General features: G+C 58.5%; 18 protein-coding genes. 13 read left to right on the forward strand and 5 right to left on the reverse strand.

Annotation, left to right across the window (positions count from 1 at the left end):
- Positions 1-102 precede the first annotated feature (102 nt).
- On the forward strand, positions 103-1,326 hold the full coding sequence (locus V1273_RS10205) for an ABC transporter substrate-binding protein (protein ID WP_334409497.1): 1,224 nt from the start codon (positions 103-105) through the stop codon (positions 1,324-1,326).
- A 286-nt stretch (positions 1,327-1,612) separates the two neighbouring features.
- On the opposite strand, the gene V1273_RS10210 is transcribed toward V1273_RS10205, so the two are convergent.
- Entirely contained in the window at positions 1,613-2,842 is a 1,230-nt protein-coding gene (locus V1273_RS10210; protein WP_334409498.1) for a multidrug effflux MFS transporter, read from the reverse strand.
- Positions 2,843-2,928: 86 nt separating this feature from the next.
- Positions 2,929-4,125: an acetyl-CoA C-acyltransferase gene (locus V1273_RS10215; protein WP_334409499.1), complete on the reverse strand. Its 1,197-nt coding sequence runs from the start codon at positions 4,123-4,125 to the stop codon at positions 2,929-2,931.
- 418 nt (positions 4,126-4,543) lie between these two features.
- On the opposite strand from V1273_RS10215, the gene grxD reads away from it, so the two are divergent.
- The 3 genes from grxD to V1273_RS10230 all read left to right on the forward strand — a co-directional run bounded on the left by grxD (position 4,544) and on the right by V1273_RS10230 (position 6,491).
- Positions 4,544-4,870: a Grx4 family monothiol glutaredoxin gene (gene grxD / locus V1273_RS10220; protein ID WP_334383245.1), complete on the forward strand. Its 327-nt coding sequence runs from the start codon at positions 4,544-4,546 to the stop codon at positions 4,868-4,870.
- A 226-nt stretch (positions 4,871-5,096) separates the two neighbouring features.
- Complete coding sequence (locus V1273_RS10225; protein ID WP_442894074.1) at positions 5,097-6,272, forward strand: saccharopine dehydrogenase family protein; 1,176 nt, start codon at positions 5,097-5,099, stop codon at positions 6,270-6,272.
- A 36-nt stretch (positions 6,273-6,308) separates the two neighbouring features.
- On the forward strand, positions 6,309-6,491 hold the full coding sequence (locus V1273_RS10230; protein ID WP_334409500.1) for a hypothetical protein: 183 nt from the start codon (positions 6,309-6,311) through the stop codon (positions 6,489-6,491).
- 17 nt (positions 6,492-6,508) lie between these two features.
- On the opposite strand, the gene V1273_RS10235 is transcribed toward V1273_RS10230, so the two are convergent.
- The 3 genes from V1273_RS10235 to V1273_RS10245 all read right to left on the reverse strand — a co-directional run bounded on the left by V1273_RS10235 (position 6,509) and on the right by V1273_RS10245 (position 9,046).
- Positions 6,509-7,573: a YeiH family protein gene (locus V1273_RS10235; RefSeq protein WP_334409502.1), complete on the reverse strand. Its 1,065-nt coding sequence runs from the start codon at positions 7,571-7,573 to the stop codon at positions 6,509-6,511.
- A 169-nt stretch (positions 7,574-7,742) separates the two neighbouring features.
- Positions 7,743-8,444, reverse strand: a complete 702-nt coding sequence (locus V1273_RS10240; protein ID WP_334383241.1) for an SDR family NAD(P)-dependent oxidoreductase — start codon at positions 8,442-8,444, stop codon at positions 7,743-7,745.
- A 2-nt stretch (positions 8,445-8,446) separates the two neighbouring features.
- Positions 8,447-9,046, reverse strand: coding sequence for a 2-hydroxychromene-2-carboxylate isomerase (locus tag V1273_RS10245; RefSeq protein ID WP_334409503.1), 600 nt, complete (start codon positions 9,044-9,046; stop codon positions 8,447-8,449).
- A gap of 362 nt (positions 9,047-9,408) precedes the next feature.
- Between V1273_RS10245 and V1273_RS10250 the strand changes: the two genes are divergently transcribed.
- From V1273_RS10250 to V1273_RS10285, 9 genes are all read left to right on the forward strand, one after another.
- The gene (locus V1273_RS10250) at positions 9,409-10,116 is read left to right on the forward strand and encodes a TetR/AcrR family transcriptional regulator (protein ID WP_334364298.1); all 708 of its coding nucleotides are present in this window, start codon (positions 9,409-9,411) and stop codon (positions 10,114-10,116) included.
- Between the two features lie 34 nt (positions 10,117-10,150).
- Positions 10,151-11,107: a 1,2-phenylacetyl-CoA epoxidase subunit PaaC gene (locus V1273_RS10255; protein ID WP_334364297.1), complete on the forward strand. Its 957-nt coding sequence runs from the start codon at positions 10,151-10,153 to the stop codon at positions 11,105-11,107.
- Entirely contained in the window at positions 11,104-11,415 is a 312-nt protein-coding gene (locus tag V1273_RS10260; protein ID WP_334364296.1) for a metal-sulfur cluster assembly factor, read from the forward strand. The genes V1273_RS10255 and V1273_RS10260 overlap by 4 nt, the downstream gene beginning before the upstream one ends.
- Positions 11,416-11,429: 14 nt before the next feature.
- The gene (locus V1273_RS10265) at positions 11,430-11,684 is read left to right on the forward strand and encodes a phenylacetic acid degradation b (protein ID WP_334364295.1); all 255 of its coding nucleotides are present in this window, start codon (positions 11,430-11,432) and stop codon (positions 11,682-11,684) included.
- A complete protein-coding gene (locus V1273_RS10270) occupies positions 11,684-12,454 on the forward strand; it encodes a Phenylacetic acid catabolic protein (protein WP_334383237.1) in 771 nt (256 codons plus the stop codon). Before V1273_RS10265 ends, V1273_RS10270 begins: the two co-directional genes overlap by 1 nt.
- The gene (locus V1273_RS34010; protein ID WP_442894075.1) at positions 12,451-12,642 is read left to right on the forward strand and encodes a PaaD-like zinc ribbon domain-containing protein; all 192 of its coding nucleotides are present in this window, start codon (positions 12,451-12,453) and stop codon (positions 12,640-12,642) included. Before V1273_RS10270 ends, V1273_RS34010 begins: the two co-directional genes overlap by 4 nt.
- A gap of 61 nt (positions 12,643-12,703) precedes the next feature.
- Positions 12,704-14,287, forward strand: coding sequence for a class I adenylate-forming enzyme family protein (locus tag V1273_RS10275; RefSeq protein WP_334409504.1), 1,584 nt, complete (start codon positions 12,704-12,706; stop codon positions 14,285-14,287).
- Positions 14,288-14,361: 74 nt separating this feature from the next.
- Positions 14,362-15,564, forward strand: coding sequence for an ABC transporter substrate-binding protein (locus tag V1273_RS10280; RefSeq protein WP_334409505.1), 1,203 nt, complete (start codon positions 14,362-14,364; stop codon positions 15,562-15,564).
- A gap of 394 nt (positions 15,565-15,958) precedes the next feature.
- The gene (locus V1273_RS10285) at positions 15,959-17,167 is read left to right on the forward strand and encodes an acetyl-CoA C-acetyltransferase (protein WP_334409506.1); all 1,209 of its coding nucleotides are present in this window, start codon (positions 15,959-15,961) and stop codon (positions 17,165-17,167) included.
- Positions 17,168-17,285: the final 118 nt, after the last annotated feature.

Consider the following 17,285-nt stretch of genomic DNA (forward strand, 5'->3'; position numbering starts at 1 on the left):
AGCGCGCGGGTTACGGTGACCATGTTGGAACTGACCTCCGTCACGAGCCACAAAATAAAAGGCCAGGCGAACATCGACATCTGCCCCTAGGGAGGGACACCAATGGACTATCGCCTCTTGAAGGCTGCGGGTTCGTTACTGGCCGCCAGTCTGCTCGGCGCAGCGACCGCGACCGGCGCGATCGCCCAGAAGGCTTATGACGCTGGCGCGAGCGATACCGAAATCAAAATCGGCAACATCATGCCATACAGCGGACCGGCGTCCGCCTACTCCGTGATCGGCAAGACGTTCTCCGCATATTTCAAAATGGTAAACGAACAGGGCGGCATCAACGGCCGCAAAGTCAACTTCATCAGCTACGACGACGGCTACAGTCCACCGAAAACCGTCGAGCAGACGCGCAAGCTCGTCGAGAACGACGAAGTGCTGTTGCTGTTTGGCATACTCGGAACGCCGGGCAACTCCGCGATCCACAAGTACGTCAACACGAAGAAGATCCCGCACCTCTTCCTCGCGACGGGCGCTTCGAAGTGGGTTGATCCGCAGAACTTTCCCTGGACGATTGCCTTCATTCCCAACTACCAGAACGAAGCCCGCATCTACGCGCAATACATCATGAAGAACCATCCGAACGCGAAGATCGGAGTTCTTTATCAGAACGATGACTTCGGCAAAGACTACCTCATCGGCTTGCGCGACGGTCTGGGGGCCAAGGCCTCGATGATCGTATCGGAGGCTCCATTCGAGGTGACCGCGCCGACGGTCGATTCCCAGATCGTTCAGATCAAATCCGCGAATGCCGATGTTCTGCTGACGATCGCAACGCCGAAATTTGCGGCGCAGAGCATCAGGAAGGTCGCCGAGGTGGGATGGAGACCCGTTCACATCGTTAGCAACGTTTCGTCGTCGGTGAACAGCGTGATGAAGCCGGCCGGCTTCGAAAACGCTCTGGGTGTGTTGAGTGCCGTTTATCTCAAAGACGCAAACGATCCGAAGTGGAAGAACGACCCCGGCATGAACGAGTGGTCGGGCTTCATGGACAAGTATTTTCCTGAGGGCGACAAAGGCGACGGCTTCACGGTGTACGGCTACGCCGTCGGAAAGACCATGGTCGAAGTACTCAAAAAGTGCGGCGACAATCTCACCCGCGAGAACGTGCTCAAGCAGGCGACCAGTCTCGATATCGAGGTCGGACCGTTACTTCCCGGCATCCGCCTTAAAAGCAGCCCGACCGACTACAACTTGATCAAACAGCTTCAGATGCAGCGATTCCAGGGTGGCAGCTGGGAACTGTTCGGGCCGCTCCTCAGCTCCGAACGCAGCTGACTCGCTCTTCTGTTCAGACAAAGAAGACCTATGCACCGCACAGGCCTTCCCTCTGCGGGCTCCTCGACCGGCTCCCTTCAACGCCGCACTCGCACGCTCTTGTTCAAGCGTTACGTCAGATGCGCCTTCAGGGCGGGCCATCCCGAAGGAAGGGGCAGAACAACAGCGTCCGCTACCCGACTCGAAGCTGATCAAGGTCGAATACGACCGCATCTTCCTTCCGAAGGCAGGCTGGGCACGCGTGCCGCTCCAGCCGCTCTGATGGCCGCTTGTTCCCTGTCCCGAGCTAGTCAAGATGCGGCTTCAGCGCGTACAGGCCAAGAGCAGCCAGCGAAAAGATCGTCAACACCGCGCCTAGCGCAAACATTGCTTCATGCGACAGGGTAGCGGCCAACCATACGCCGGCCGCGGCGTTCATCATTTGCCAGAAACCGAGCAGCGCTGAAGCCGCGCCGGCTTTCTCGCCGAACGGAGAGAGCGCCTGCGCGGTGCCGAGCGGACTGACTATGGCCATACCAAAGAGGAACACGCACATCGCGCAGAGAAATGGCAAGAAAGTCGGGCTGAACAGCGAGACGAGCAAGATCGCCACGCTGCCCGTGGCCGTTGTCAACAAACCGGCGCGGATCGAGAGTTCGAGCCCGTAGCGTGATGCAAATTTCGTCGCCATCATGCCGGCAACGAATACGATCAGGACGGTGCCGGCGAAGAACAGACCGAGCTGGATCGGGGTGAATTGAAGTGCTTCGATGAATAAGCGGGGAGCAGCCGAAAACGTCGAGAACAAGCCGCCTATGGTCAGGCTGACGGTTGCTGCGGGGACCGCGAAACGGCGATCGCCGATCAGACTGAGATAGGTTCTGGTGATGGCGACCGGATCGAGCGGAATTCGGATCGAGTTGTGGGTTTCGCCAAGCACGATGCCATGGGCAATGGCACCAATCACCGCAAAAATGGCGACGAGGGCGAACTCGGAGCGCCAACCAAAGATGTGATCGAGCGCGCCGCCAAGCAGCGGTGAGAAGCCAGGAGCGACCGACATCGCAATCATGATGAGCGCCATCGCGCGTGCCAGCGCCGCGCCACTGAACAAGTCGCGGGCGATGGCACGCGATAGTACCGATGTCGCGCAAGCGCCCGAAGCTTGCAAGACGCGGCCGATCAGAAGATTCGGCAGGTCGCTTGCCAAGCCGCACCAGACGCTGCCTGCGAAAAACACCGCAAAGCCGGCCAAAACTGGCCAGCGCCTCCCGTAGCGATCTGAAAGCGGTCCGACCAGGAGCTGACCGAATGCGAACGCCGCAAGATAAACTGTGATGGCGGACGTGACTGCCGCGCTCGTGACATTCAACGATGCCGCCATTTGTGGCAGCGACGGTAGCAGGATGTTGGTCGAGAGTGTTCCCATTGACGCCAGAGCGGCAAGTACGGCGATCTGCAAGGCGCCGGAAACGGGGGCGCGTGGCGGTGCAGTCGCGACCGCTTCGCTCTGGTCGGCCATGAGAACTTTCGTCACGTTGAGCTTCCAGCTTCTGGGTGCGCTACAAGACGTCGGGCGACACCACTCGTGCCGCTCGCCGAGTATGTTCCGCCTGGTCGCCCTCAGCGGACGAGGCGCTCGACCGCGACGGCGGTGGCCTCACCACCGCCGATGCAGAGCGCCGCCACGCCGCGCTTCAGATTTTGCGCTTCGAGCGCGTGCAGCAGCGTCACGATGAGGCGCGCGCCGGTGGCGCCGATCGGGTGGCCGAGCGCGCAGGCGCCGCCATTGACGTTGATCTTTTCGCGGGGAATGCTGAGATCCTTCTGCGCGGCCATTGCCACCACCGCAAAGGCTTCGTTGATCTCGAACAGGTCGACGTCGGAGACGGTCCAGCCGACCTTGTCGAGCAGCTTCCGGATCGCCGGGATCGGTGCCGTGGTGAACCATTGCGGCTCCTGGCTGTGGGTGGCGTGACCCTTGATTTCGGCGAGCACCGGCAGCCCGTCGCGATCGGCGAGCGAGCGCTTGGCCAGAACCAGCGCGGCGGCGCCGTCGGCATTCGCGGAAGAGGCGGCCGGCGTGATGGTGCCGTTACCGCGGAACGCGGGCTTCAATCCGGGAATCTTGGCCGGATCCACCTTGAGCGGATGCTCGTCATTGGCGATGACGCGCGGACCCGCCTTCTCGGACAATGTGATCGGCGCGATCTCGGCCCTGAACGCGCCGCCCTCGACCGCCTTGCGGGCGCGGGTCAAGGTCTCCATCGCGTAGGCGTCCTGGTCGTTGCGGGTGAACTGATAGGCCTCCGCGGTAGCCTCGCCGAAGTCGCCCATCGAGCGGCCGGTTTCGTAGGCGTCTTCCAGCCCGTCCATCAGCATGTGATCGATGATCCGGTTGTGCCCGGCGCGATAGCCGCCGCGCGCCTTGGCGAGCAGATAGGGGGCGTTGCTCATGCTCTCCATGCCGCCGGATATCACGATGCTGGCGGAGCCCGCATGAATGATGTCGTGAGCCAGCATAGTGGCCTTCATGCCGGAGCCGCAGACCTTGTTGATAGTGGTGGCGCCGGTGGCGTCAGGCAGTTTGGCGCCGCGTGCGGCCTGGCGCGCCGGCGCCTGACCCTGTCCGGCCGGCAGCACGTTGCCCATGAACACCTCATCGATCCGCTCCGGCGCAAGGTTCGCTCTCTCCAATGCGGCGCCGATCACATGCGAACCCAGCCTGTGAGCGCTGAAGGGGGACAGTTCGCCCATGAACCGGCCGAGCGGCGTGCGGGCGGCGGAAAGGATGACGACGGGATCGTTGGCAGCGGCCATGACGGGTTCTCCTGTTTGGTCGCGACTATTGTATGACGATAATCATCTATGGGACTGGAATGCAATGCAATGGTGATGGTTCCACCCAAGAAGGCGCCTTCCCGAGCTACAGCCAGCCTGAACTAACGCCAGTAAATTCCATTTTAGAATTGACAATTTTGGAAATTAATCGTTTGGTTGCGAATGAGAAATCTCCCCGAGGCAAGCGGTATCGCTACCGCTCAACTTGGACTTAGGCCAGCTGCAACGCAGCTGGCCCTTTTCATGAGAACGACAGAGCAGCGTATTGACAGTAAGCTGTTTCCGTCGGGAGAGATTGGGCTTGCGTAATTTTGTAAGTTCTAAAAATGTACTTTAATCTTGTTGGGTTGAGTGGTAAGTGAAGGTAAGCTCTCGCGATCAGATGGAGAGAAAGATTATGAGTGTTGCTGATTTCATCCGCAGCGAAGTGAATGCCAACGATGTTCTCCTATTCATGAAAGGCACGCCGGCCGCGCCGGCTTGCGGATTCTCGGCGCAGGTGGTCCGAATACTCGACCATCTCGGCGTACCCTTCAAAGCGCACGACATTTACGAGTCCGAAGAACTGCGGCAAGGCATCAAGGATTACTCGGATTGGCCGACCATCCCGCAGCTGTACGTGCGCGGCGAATTCGTGGGCGGCTGTGACATCGTGACGGAGATGTTCCGGTCAGGGGAATTGCAGCAGCTTCTTCTGAAACAGCCGGAAGCTATGCAATCCTGAGCGGCCGCTGTCGCCGCCACATCGAAATCCCCGCTGCCGTCTGCTCGCTGTAGATGATGAAGGGAGCTTGCATGGCTACAATCGATTTGTATTTCGATTTCCGCCGTCCCTACTCGTATCTCGCATCATTGGATACGAAATGCGCGGCGAGATGAAATGATAGATATCCAGGTTGGCGATCATCCTTCGGCAGCCCAGTCTTGCTTGTGACTGACGGGATCTAAACATGGTGCGTGATAGAGAGTGCGATCTGGTTGTGTTTGGCGCCAGCGGCTTCACCGGGCAGCTCGTGGCCGAGTATGTCGCCACGAAATACGGAAACAAAATCAAATGGGGAATGGCGGGCCGCGATCTCGACAAGCTCGCGGCCGTCCGCGACAGGGTGGGCGCGCCCGACAATATCTTGCTGATCAAGGCTGACTCAGACGATCGAACTTCCTTGCAGGCGTTGGTCCGGACGACGCGCGCCGTCATTTCGACAGTGGGTCCGTTCCAGCTTTACGGATCGGAACTGGTGGCGGCGTGCGCTCGTGCGGGTACGGACTATCTCGACTTGAGCGGCGAGACGGTCTGGATGAGGAACATGATCGACGCCCATGAGAACGACGCCCGATCGAGTGGGGCGCGCATCGTTTTCTCGTGCGGCTTCGATTCTGTGCCATTCGAGCTTGGTGTGTTCTTCCTGCAGAGCGCCGCGAAGAAAGCATGGGGTGAGGCGGCCGAGCACGTGAAAGGCCGTGTCCGCGTAATGAAAGGCACCTTCTCGGGCGGAACTGCGGCCAGTTCGCGGGCGACGATGGCCGCGGCGACGAGCAATCCGCAGGTGCTCGCCCAGCTCAAGGACCCGTTCTTGCTGACGCCCGGTTTCGCCGGCCCAAAGCAGCCGCATGGAATGAAGATTGAGTTCGACGAGGATCTCGGCGCCTGGGTGGCCCCCTTCATCATGTCGCCGATCAACACGCGCAACATCCATCGATCCAACGCGCTGATGGGGCATCCCTATGGGACCGGCTTCGTTTACGACGAGATGATCGTAGCAGGGCCCGGCAAGCAGGGCGAGGTTACGGCCGCCAGGATTTTGGAAGAAAACAGATCGTTTGGCGATGAAAGCAGTCCGAAGCCGGGCGAGGGGCCATCCAGGGCCGAGCGCGAGGCCGGTTCTTACGACATCCTGTTCATCGGGCGCAGCAAGGACCACGGCAGGATTTCCGTCGCGGTTCGCGGCGACAAGGACCCCGGCTATGCATCGACGTCGAAGATGATCACGGAATGCGCGATCTGTCTCTTGCAGGACGCGACTGACGTTGCTGCCGGCATTTGGACGCCTGGTGCGGCGATGGGCGAGAAGCTGATATCCCGGCTTGTTCGGAACGCCGGGCTCACCTTCAAAGTCGAGGGCTGAAACAGCTCGAGTTGCGGGTGATTTTTTAGCCAGAGAATGAAGCGTATGCCGGCCGGCGGAATCGGGGGTCTCATGGAATGTGGTCTGACGCTGCTGCTCGCTGCCGAACTCCTTCCCGATCTGAACGCCGATGAAGTAAAAGAAGGTCAGCTCCTCGCGCTGACGTTGGGGCTGCCTTGTGCAGTCGTCCTGCAAGTTGTTCTTTGGCTTGCGCTGTGACGCGTCGCCGGAAGTCCTCAATCGAGCAGCTTGATGCAGGCCAGGCTAAAGATGCCGATAAACAGGGAGGCAAGAGCAGCCAGGAGGGCAGGGCGAAAGCCTCTTCTTCGCAGTTTCGTCAAGTCGGTATGCATTCCCATTGCGGCAAGCGCGACCGTCAGCAGGAAGGTCGTCAGCCACATTAGATTCGATTTCAGTCCCACGGGGATGGTGACGATGCTGTTGATGCAGGTAGCGGCGATGAAGCCGAGGACAAACCAGGGTACCCCAGGCGCGCGCCTTGACGCTTCTGCCGCTTCTTGGCCCGTCCCGCCACGCGCATCTCTTCGGGACAGCAGATCGATCGCAAGCACCAGCGGGGCGAGCATCATGACGCGCGACAGTTTTGCGATCGTGCCCATCTCGCCCGCGACCTGCCCGTGTTGAAACGACGCTGCAACTACCTGGGCAATTTCGTGAACGGAAGAGCCGGTCCAAAGTCCGAACTCGCCGGCATTCAGATGCAGAAGCCCGGGCAGAAACGGAAAAAGGAACATGGCGATGGTCCCGAAGATGGTGACGCATGCAACAGCATAGGTCACGTCCTCTTCCTTTCCGCCCACAACAGCGTTCGCTGCGACCACCGCCGAGGCGCCGCACACAGAGGTTCCGGCGGCTATGAGCTTCGCGAGTTTTTCCTCCACGCGCAACAATCGTCCGGCGTGCACCGTGAAGACGAAGGTGGACGCCAGCGCTGCGGCCAGAATGACCACACCCATCGCACCCAACGTCGCGACCTCGGCAAAGGTGAGCTGAAGGCCGAGCAGGACGATGGCGAGCCGGAGTAATCGTCGCTGGCTGAACAGAATGCCGTCGTTCATCCAGCCCGGCTGACCCGCGACATTGGTGAGGGTCATCCCGATCAGCATTGCCAGCATCATCGGACTGATGACGGACAGGAGCGGTAAGGTTCGCAAGAAGCCAGCCAGGACTGCAATCAGGGAGGCGGCAATCAAGCCTGGCGCCAGAACGGCGATGCGATCGGCCCATAACTTGATGGCCGAAGATTTGATCGCCGGCTTCGCGCGGCTTCCCCAAATCATTCGTGCGCCTTGTGTCCAGCAAAAGCGGCCCCTGGGTGTCCCGCAAGAGCGGCCCCTGGTTTGGATGCAAGACGAAAATGTTGGAGAATCGGGGCCACCCGCCAGGATAGCGTGGCGGCCCGGTTGGCTTGGCTTGGGGCAGGTCGAGGATCCGATGATCCGGGCAACCTCACCACTTCTCCGCGTAGGGGCGAAGCTCGTAGTTGAAAGACCATGCCGACCGCGGTTGATGCGCGATGTGCCAGATTTCATCGGCAATCGTTGCCGGCTGAGCAAAAAACTCTTCCGGCTTGTCATGAAACATCTTGCGAGCCCATGGCACGTTGATGACTGCGTCGATCATCAGAAAGGCGACATGGACGCCCTTTGGGCCTAGATGTCGCGCCATCGATTCGGCAAGGATGCGTTCCGCTGCCTTCGTCGGCGCGAACGCGGCGTAGCTCTCGACTCCGCGATAGGCCGAGGTATTGCCTGTCGCGACGATGGCACCTTTTTGCGCCTTGATCATCGCAGGAGCGACCGCTTTGGCAAGATAAAGCAGCCCCATCGCGTTGACTTTGAAGTTCGTCTCAAGAGCCGCGGGATCCACTTCCAGGAAATTTCCAAACGTTCCGCCCACAGCATTGTGGATGGCGATCTCGGGCGCGCCGTGATCGCGAGTGATTTTGGCGACGGTTTCGCTGACCTGGTCCTCCTGCGTGACATCGCAGATATGGGCGGAGGCGTCCGGCAGCTCAGCTTGCAGCTTCGGAATGCGCTTCTCCGAGCGCGCCAGGAGAGCGACATGGTAGTCGCCGCGAGAGAAGCGGCGTGCGAGTGCGCTGCCCGTGCCGGGACCAACGCCGGTAATAATACAAACTGGCTTTGTCATGATCATGCCTGCGCCTTTGCTGCCGCTTCAACGAATGGGAGCCGATCGTTCCCGAAATAAATTTCCTCTCCAATCCGAAACGTAGGCGTACCGAACAGGCCGGCTTCTTCGGCTGCCTTGTTGCGGGCCTTGAGTTCATCGAAAATATCTTGCCGAGCCATCAGCTCAATGATGTCGTCCGCAGGAAGCTCGTTCTTCTTCAAAAAATCCTTGAGGATTTCGACGTCGCCAAGATCGAGCACCTGAGCGTAGAGGCCAGTGAACACCTTCGATACGAAATCGGCACCCACCCCGAGCTTGATCGCGGCGATGGCCCCGCGAAGCAGGAAGTTGAGGTCTATGTGCCGGAAGTTCTGGTTGGCCTCCCAACCGACGCCGTATTTTTTGACCCAACGTTGCAGATCGCTCTTCGCGTATTTCCTCTTCGACTTGCACTCGATCGTCGTCGGGGTGTTGCCGGTTGCCTTCATCAAATCCAACACGTTTATCGGCATGTAGACGATGGTGGCCTGCGTGTCTGCCGCCAGCTTCTTGAGCTGCGTCTGTGCGAGGTAGCTGTAGGGGCTACCGAAGTCGAAATAGAATTCAATCTGCCTAGTCATCTTTGGTCCTTTTTCGCTTTCCGATCGCTCGCGATCGCTCGATATCGTGTCGAAAGGCTTCCGAGCTGCGCTTTTACTTTCTTGTATCTAATTGGTTTCCAATACAAAAATCGGCTTCCCTCTTGACTCATAAGAAAGTTATTGACTGGTAAGTAAGTTAAATGTAGATGACTATCAATGTCAACTGATAGCCGCGTCGAACAAGACTTCGCTGGGCCATGAGCATGAGTATTTCAGCCGGATTGTCAGGGGTTGGCGACGCGAACCATGGCTCTGGAGAAAGGAGCGATTGTGCGTCTAGCGGTGCATTGGGATTGCACGAGGCTTTACCTTGCGAGTCGACTGATAATACTTTCGAGCGCATGAAAAAGCGCAAGAAGCGACTGACAAATTCTGAACATCGCGAGTTGAGCATGGCGGCAGTGTTGGCTGCTGCCGAATTTCTCTTCGTCACTCAGGGCTACACCGGCACAACGACCGAGAGAATCGGAGAGCTCGCTGGCCTGACCAAGGGTAGCGTGTATTTCTATTATGGCACCAAGGAGGGGGTTCTCCTTGAGTTGCTCAACCGGGTGCGGGCCAACGTTCTGATTCCCTACGTCCAGCTGTTGAGGGACGACAGCCGCTCTCCGGTCGAGCGCATGACGGGACTCCTGGAAAGGACTGGCAAGATCGCCCTTGAACATCCGGGCTCGATGCTGCTGCCGATCGTCGTCTCAATCGAGCTTGCCGGGACCGAATCCGAGGCGGCGCGCAGAGTAAGTGCTGGCTATAACCGCGTCGCAGAAGAAATCCGGAAGGTTCTGGAGCTTGGGCAGGCTTCCGGAGCGTTCCGCTCCGATTTGAGCAGTGCTGATATGGCCCGGCTCCTGATCGCGGCCGCCGACGGTATGATGCTTGAGTGCCTCCGCCAGAATCTCCGCGTTCACGTTCACCGTCTCACTCGTGCGCTGCAGGCGGTCGTGCTTTCCGGTCTCCAACACGCATCGGGGGCGCCACGAGACATTGATGTCGCGGACGGTCCCTCCGTTATCGATGTCTTGCGCGGTAATCTTCAGGACTACGAATAACCAGTCAGCAATTGTAACGACGGAGGTTTGCATCGTGGCTCAAGCAGCGTTAGCGCGTGAAATCACGGAAGAGGCAACTGAGATCGCCCTGCAGACCCGAGTTAAGGCTGGCGCCACGCTAGAAGATATCAGCGAGATGACGCCCCGCTATCGTGACGTGCTGGTCGCGACCATGGCGATCGCCGCCGATCTCGAAATCATGACGTTGCCTCTCGACTTCGATGCAATAGCGTTTGCACCCGGTATCAACGATCGAATTGCCATCGCGTCTGCACTGCAGGACGAGATGGGCCATGCCCAGGTTATGTTCCGGATGCTCGAGGATTTCGGCTTCGACTCCTATCACCAGGTGTTCGAGCGCGATCCCAAAAATTTCAAGACTTTCTTCCTGCTTGAGTTTGGCAACTTGAGTCCGATCGATGTGGGGCTAGGCCACCTTGTCGGCGATCAGGCGGGATATATCACGACGTGCGATCTCGAGGAAAATTGTTCGTTCGGTCCGTACAGCCGATCGCTGCGGAAGGTGAACTTCGAAGAAAACTTTCACGTCAAGCGCGGCGAGTACATGGTCCGCCACTACATGCAGCAGGGCCCCGAGATACGGAAGCGTGTCCAGGAACGCATGGATTTCTGGTTTCCCCTGGGTGCCGAGTGGTTCGGCGCCACGGACGATGTCAAGTCAAGGACCGACCAACTCCATTATAAGATACGCGGCAGCAGCAACGATCAGCTCAGGCAGATTTGGCTGCAACGCCTCGTTCCCTTCTGCGAGCAGGTTGGTTTGAAGGTGCCGGCTCACTTCGATAACGAAAAAGGCATTTACGTCCTCGATTATCAAATGCCGATCCTGCTGAATATGGAAACCATGAAGTGGGATTTTCGTACGGTAACGTGGCCCGAAAAGTTGGCGCAGTGGAAGAAGGGCGGCCCATTGAAGCTGCCGGGCCTGAGCCGGATGCAGACAGAGCTGTGGGGGCAAGACCTGTGGTGACTGAGCAGGCGGTCCGGGAGGCGCTCCTCGCGGTGAATGACCCGCATATACCGGTCAGCATCGAGAGTATGGGAATGTTGCGGGGAGTCACGATATCGGAAACCGGCGTGGTCGATGTCGAACTCGCAATTCCGTGCCTGGCCTGTCCTGGCGTCTCGATGTTGAAACAATCGGTTAAGGACGCCGTGGGCGGCCTGGAAGGGGTCAGCGAGGTCAACGTTCTCGAAGGCTGGCATCACGATTGGACCACTCAATCCATTGAGTCCAATGCACGACAGCTGATGCGCCGCTTTGGAATACAGGTTTAGTTAGAGGTGCGATGATGAAAAAGGTTATCGACAGACGATTGGAGTTGGGCGGAGACAAGCCCGAATTCTACGAGGTATTTGCGCGCCGAGATTCCGCAGAACCGCTCACTCATATCGGTTCGGTCGAAGCCCCCAACGAAGAACTGGCGGAGGCGCGCGCCTGGTTTGTCTACGACCACCATACCTGGCGGGAGATGTGCATCGTTCCGCTGTCGGCAATCGTTACGATTACCGAACGCGGCAGCAAATCAAAGGTGAAGGTGGTGTGATGGCCGACGTCAATTTAATCGGAAACCTCTCGGAAACCGACCGGTGCCTGCGGGACGAGTTGTATTGCATTGCAGATGCCAAACTGGTGCTCGCTGGCTGGTATATGTTGGTGTTGCAGAACGGCCGCTCCATCGCGGACTTCACCTCCATTTGCGCGATGATGCAGGGGCAGTATGGGCATGCCCGCGCGCTTTATCAGCATCTGGGTCGTTTCGGCGTCACGCGCGAGGAGGTGGAGTGGACGCGTGGTGCGAAGGACATTCGCTCGCCGAAGCTGCTCGATCGGCCGCCGCAGTCGTGGTCCGACTTTATCGCGGCGATATTCATGGCCGAGCAGGCCATTTCCACGCAACTGAGCGCCTACAGAACGATCCTGGCCGACAGAACCTTGGCACGTCTCGCTGACAAGATACTGAAGGAATCGCGCTTCCATCTCAGCTATTCCGTGGGTTGGATCAAGGCGCTACGCAAAGATCCGGCGTCCACGGTTGATGAAGACGCGCGTCGCCGCCTGGTCGATGCTTTGGATTGGTGGGGCGACGCGGACCAGCCTGATATAGTTTACTCGGGCGGCTATCGGGATAGGCCGGACTCAGACCTCCGCGATCGCTTCCTCGAAGCGGTCAGCGCAACCTTCGATGTTCCGGACGGAATTGCGAGCCCTGCAAAGTCGTGGCAGCGGTCCATCCGCCGCAATGGCAACCCGGGAATCCCGGAGAATCTGTTTGAGAAAATTCGTTTCAAGAATCGCGAACTGGCGCTTCCGTGAACCGGGGCGAGCCAAGCTTCGAGTTGCCGCTCGATGTTAGCAAGGTCATTTGCCCGCACTGTGAGAGTAGTGCGGTCGAGATCGAATCGCCATTCGGCGGCAGCGTTTCGGAAGTGTTGTTCCGATGCCTGAAATGCAAGTCATTCTTTCACTGGGTGAAGTGGCAGCCAGGGCGGCCACCTGAATGAAAGCTAAAAAATCCAAGAGCAGCAGGAGCTGCCATGAACCGAACAGACAGGGAGGGTCGTCGTGCTCGATCGAGCTATTTCCGTGTCCGACATTCTTCGCACGACGTCGCGTGCGTTGCCACAAAGGATCGCGATTGTCGATGAGGTCGGCTCCCTGAGCTATTTCGAATTTGACGCGACCGTGGATCGTCTTGCTGCCTGCCTGCAGAGGCGCGGAATCACAGCGGGCGACAGAGTGGCTTATTTGCTCTGGAATCAGCGCGAGCTACTTCTATCTTACTTCGCGATCGCGCGGCTCGGTGCGCTGACCGTTTCTCTGAATTTCCGTCTGACTCCCGAGGAACTGTCGTATCAGCTTGCAGCGGCGGAGTGCAAAGCGATCGTCGTCGACCGGGATCTCGCCGAGCTGGCATCGAAAGCGATTTCGATCTCCAACCTCTCGATCCTTCAAATCGTGGCCGGGGCAGAGGCTCGGCCTGGCCAGCTTGCTTTCACCGACGCGTTGCGTGGCGATGCTGATTACATCCTACAGTTCCCGACCGTTAGCGCCGACGCCGATAGCGGCATCTGGTTCACCTCGGGCACGACAGGTCGGCCAAAGGGTGCAGTGGTAAAGCATCGATCTGCGGTTGCCTCCGCGATGCTCTCCGCCATTACATGCGGCTTCCCCGAAGAAGTGAGATCGCTGGCGGTCGCTCCTCTCTTTCATCGCGGAGCGATGGAAAACTTTGCATTGCCGGTTGTCATGTGCGGTGGAACAAATTTTCTGTTCAAGAGGTTCGACGCGGCTCAAACCTTGGAGAACTTGGAGAAGTACAGGATCCAGCTCGCTTTCATCGTTCCCACGATGGCCTGGCAGCTTGTCCATGAGTCATCCGTCGAGAACAAGACCTTACCACACCTCACGCACTGGATCTCTGCTTCGGCGCCTCTGCCGCCGGTGCTTGCGGAACGCATCCAGGAACGATTCAAGCTGCCAAATGCGGTGACAAACGCCTACGGCATTACGGAGATGTTGTTCGTTTCAAAATGCCCGCCAGCGATGCTGACCAAGAAGCCCGGCACTGCCGGGCTGCCAGCGCCGGGTACGCAGATAGTCATTCATGATGAGAAGCGCGGGATTCTTCCGAATGGTGAAGTAGGGGAAATTCTTATCAGCGGACCGACGGGGTTCTCTCATTATTTGAATGATGAGCAGGCGACGCGCGAAGCGATCATCAGTTTGAACGGAACTGCCTGGTATCGAAGCGGTGACGTTGGCGTTATCGACACTGACGGATACCTTGCGATCAAGGACCGCAAGAAGGACATGATAATTTCCGGCGGCGAGAACATTTATTGCGCCGAGGTTGAGTTGGTATTGATCGACCATCCCTCGATCCGGGAAGTCGCGGTTGTCGGGGCCCCCGACGAAAAGTGGGGCGAGATTGTTGTTGCCGCGATCGTCACGGCTACGGATGCCGTCGTCGACCTTGATGAGATCGTAAAAAGCTGCTCCTCGCTGGCAAGCTACAAGCGGCCGCGTGAAGTCATCTGCCTCGAGACGCTGCCCCGCAACAGCTTCGGCAAGGTACGTAAAGATCTGGTTCGAGCGATGGTTCGCGAGCGGCTTGAGTTGTCGAGGCGGGCACTTCGCGCTTCCTAGTCAAGCTTGTCGGCCCGCATGCACCAGCGCGAGGTTTCAGAAGAAAGGTAGTTTCACTTCAGGGGAATGACGCCATGTTCAAAGTTGTCAAGCCTGCTTTCGCACTGATGCTGTTGGCGCTGGGGTCAACCGCGTATGCCGCTGATGCTCCGGGGGTGACGCCGTCTGAGATCAAGGTTGGGGGAGTCTTTCCTTTCAGCGGACCTGCCTCGCCGTACGGAGTCATCGGTCAAGCCATTCTTGCTTATGTCCAGTCGGTCAACGACCGCGGCGGAATAAACGGCCGGAAAATAAACTACATTGCCTACGACGATGCTTACAGTCCGCCCAAGACCGTGGAGCAGGTGCGCAAGCTCGTCGAAGGTGATGAGGTCGCCTTCATCTTTGGTCAGCTTGGTACCCCGGGCAACACGGCGGTGGCAAAGTATCTGATGTCGAAACGCGTGCCGACCATAGCTATCGCCAGCGGGTCGAACAAGTTCACGAATGTGGCGGATTTTCCGCTGACGACGACCAGCCTGATCAGTTTCGATACCGAGGGAAAGATCTACGCCAAATTCCTGACCAAGACGCTGCCAAATGCCAAGTATGCCATCCTCTATCAGAACGATGATCTCGGCAAAGATTACGTCAACGCCTTCAAGGCGATGCTTAAAGGCGATTTCGACAAGAAGGTCACCGCCATCTCCTATGAGATCAGCGATCCGACAGTGGATTCTCACATCGTGAACTTGAAGAGTTCAGGGGCCGAGGCCCTGCTGCTGGCGGGAACACCGAAATTCGCGGCGCAAGCCATTCGCAGGGCTGCCGAGATTGGCTGGAAGCCGGCGATCTTGCTGAACTACCCATCGTTCTCGGTTGGCGCGACCCTGAGGCCGGCAGGCCTTGAAAGGGCGACCGGGGTGATGGTCGGCACGAACATGATGGATCCGACCGACACGCAGTGGGCCAACACCGAGGGGATGAAGAGCTATCGGACCTTCATCGACAAGTACATGCCCGGCGTCGATATCGCCGACACCAATATCCTGTTCGGTTATACGCAAGCCATGCTGCTCGAACATCTGATCAAACAGTGCGGGAACGATCTCTCCCGCGAGAACATCATCAAGCAGGCGAAGAGCCTGAGGAATGTGGCACTGCCAACGCTGCTGCCTGGCGTCAGCATCAATACGAGCGACAAGATCAACATGAACTACACGCAAATGAGGCTACAGCGCTGGACCGGCACGCGTTGGGACCTTTTCAGCGCGGTGCTCGATGCCTCATCGGAGTGAGCAGGGACGGGAAGCCGGGTTTAGCCAACGGGTGCAATACAGTGGCGCCTCCTGGCACAACTGCGCGCCGAACATAGCCGAAATGCGCCAGCGCAAAACCAAAGCGTACCGCTGAACGCCGACTGGCATCAAACCAGCTGCATCGCTTGTCCAATTCTACTGGTGGATCTCTCAACTGAAATCGTTTCACGATAGACTTGTAAATTCATAGGCTCTAGACAAATGTAATTGATATGAACCGTATCGGGTTTGAAGCGCGTCCACTTGGAACTGATGAGCAACGAAGAGTCTACGTCGGCCGCATGCATCAAAGAAGTGGCGTGGGAAGAACCGGCTCACGTACCACGATATGGCTAATGCCGAATGTTCTGAGAGCGATCGAAGGAGAGACCAAATGGCTGATGCATTTATCTACGATCACGTGCGCACGCCGCGCGGGCGCGGCAAGGCCGACGGCTCGCTGCACGAAGTGACAGCGCTCGCGCTTGCGAGCGCGCCGCTGAAGGCGCTGAAAGAGCGCAACAACCTTGAAGCTAACGGCATCGACGATGTGGTGTTCGGCGTAGTCGATCCCGTTGGTGAGGCTGGTGGCGATATAACACGCTTTGCTGTCCTGAATGCCGGTTTCGATACGTCCGTACCCGGTATTCAGATCAATCGCTTCTGCGCATCTGGTCTCGATGCCGTGAATTTCGCCGCTGCGCAGGTCATGTCCGGGCAGCACGAACTCACCATCGGCGGGGGTGCGGAATCCATGAGCCGTGTCGGCATCTTGTCATCTGGTGCCGCGTGGCCGATGGATCCGTCCATGGCGGTACCGACTTATTCGATGCCGCAGGGCGTGGCGGCGGACTTGATCGCAACGAAGTATGGCTTTTCGCGCGAGGACGTCGACGCCTACGCCGTGCAGAGCCAGCAGCGCGCCGCCAAGGCCTGGGACGAAGGCCGCTTCAAGAATTCCGTGATTCCGGTGAAGGACATCAACGGCATCACCATTCTCGACAAGGACGAGCATATGCGTCCTTCGACAACGATGCAGTCGCTCGGGCAGTTGCAGCCATCGTTCGCTGCCATGGGCGCGATGGGTGGCTTCGATGCGGTGGCCGTGCAGTCACATCCTGAAATCGAGGCCGTGAACTACGTCCACCACGCCGGAAACTCGTCGGGCATTGTCGACGGGGCGAGCGCTGTTCTGGTCGGCAGTGCGAAAGCCGGAAAGAAGCGCGGCCTCAAGCCGCGTGCGAAGATCCGGGCTTTCGCCAACATCGGTTCCGAGCCTGCAATGATGCTGACAGGTCCGGTCGACGTCACAAGGAAAGTGCTGGAGCGTTCCGGCATGAAGCTCAAGGATATCGATCTATTCGAACTTAACGAGGCATTCGCCTCGGTGGTCCTGCGCTACATCCAGGCGTTCGAGATCGACAACGACAAGATCAACGTCAACGGCGGCGCGATCGCGATGGGCCATCCGCTCGGCGCGACCGGCGCGATGATCCTCGGCACCGTGCTCGACGAACTGGAGCGTACCGGCAAATCGACCGCCCTTGTCACGCTGTGCATCGGTGGCGGCATGGGCACTGCAACCATTATCGAACGGGTTTGAGTTGTAACGCACTCCGCAAGGGGAGGGGGACGCAAGCGAAAAATCTTATCATGCCATCCTTAGAGTGCCTCGCGAGCAGCGAGGTAATTGGGATGGACGGCGAGGAATTGGAACGATC

The organism is Bradyrhizobium sp. AZCC 1721, assembly GCF_036924715.1.
Classification (GTDB): Bacteria; Pseudomonadota; Alphaproteobacteria; order Rhizobiales; family Xanthobacteraceae; genus Bradyrhizobium.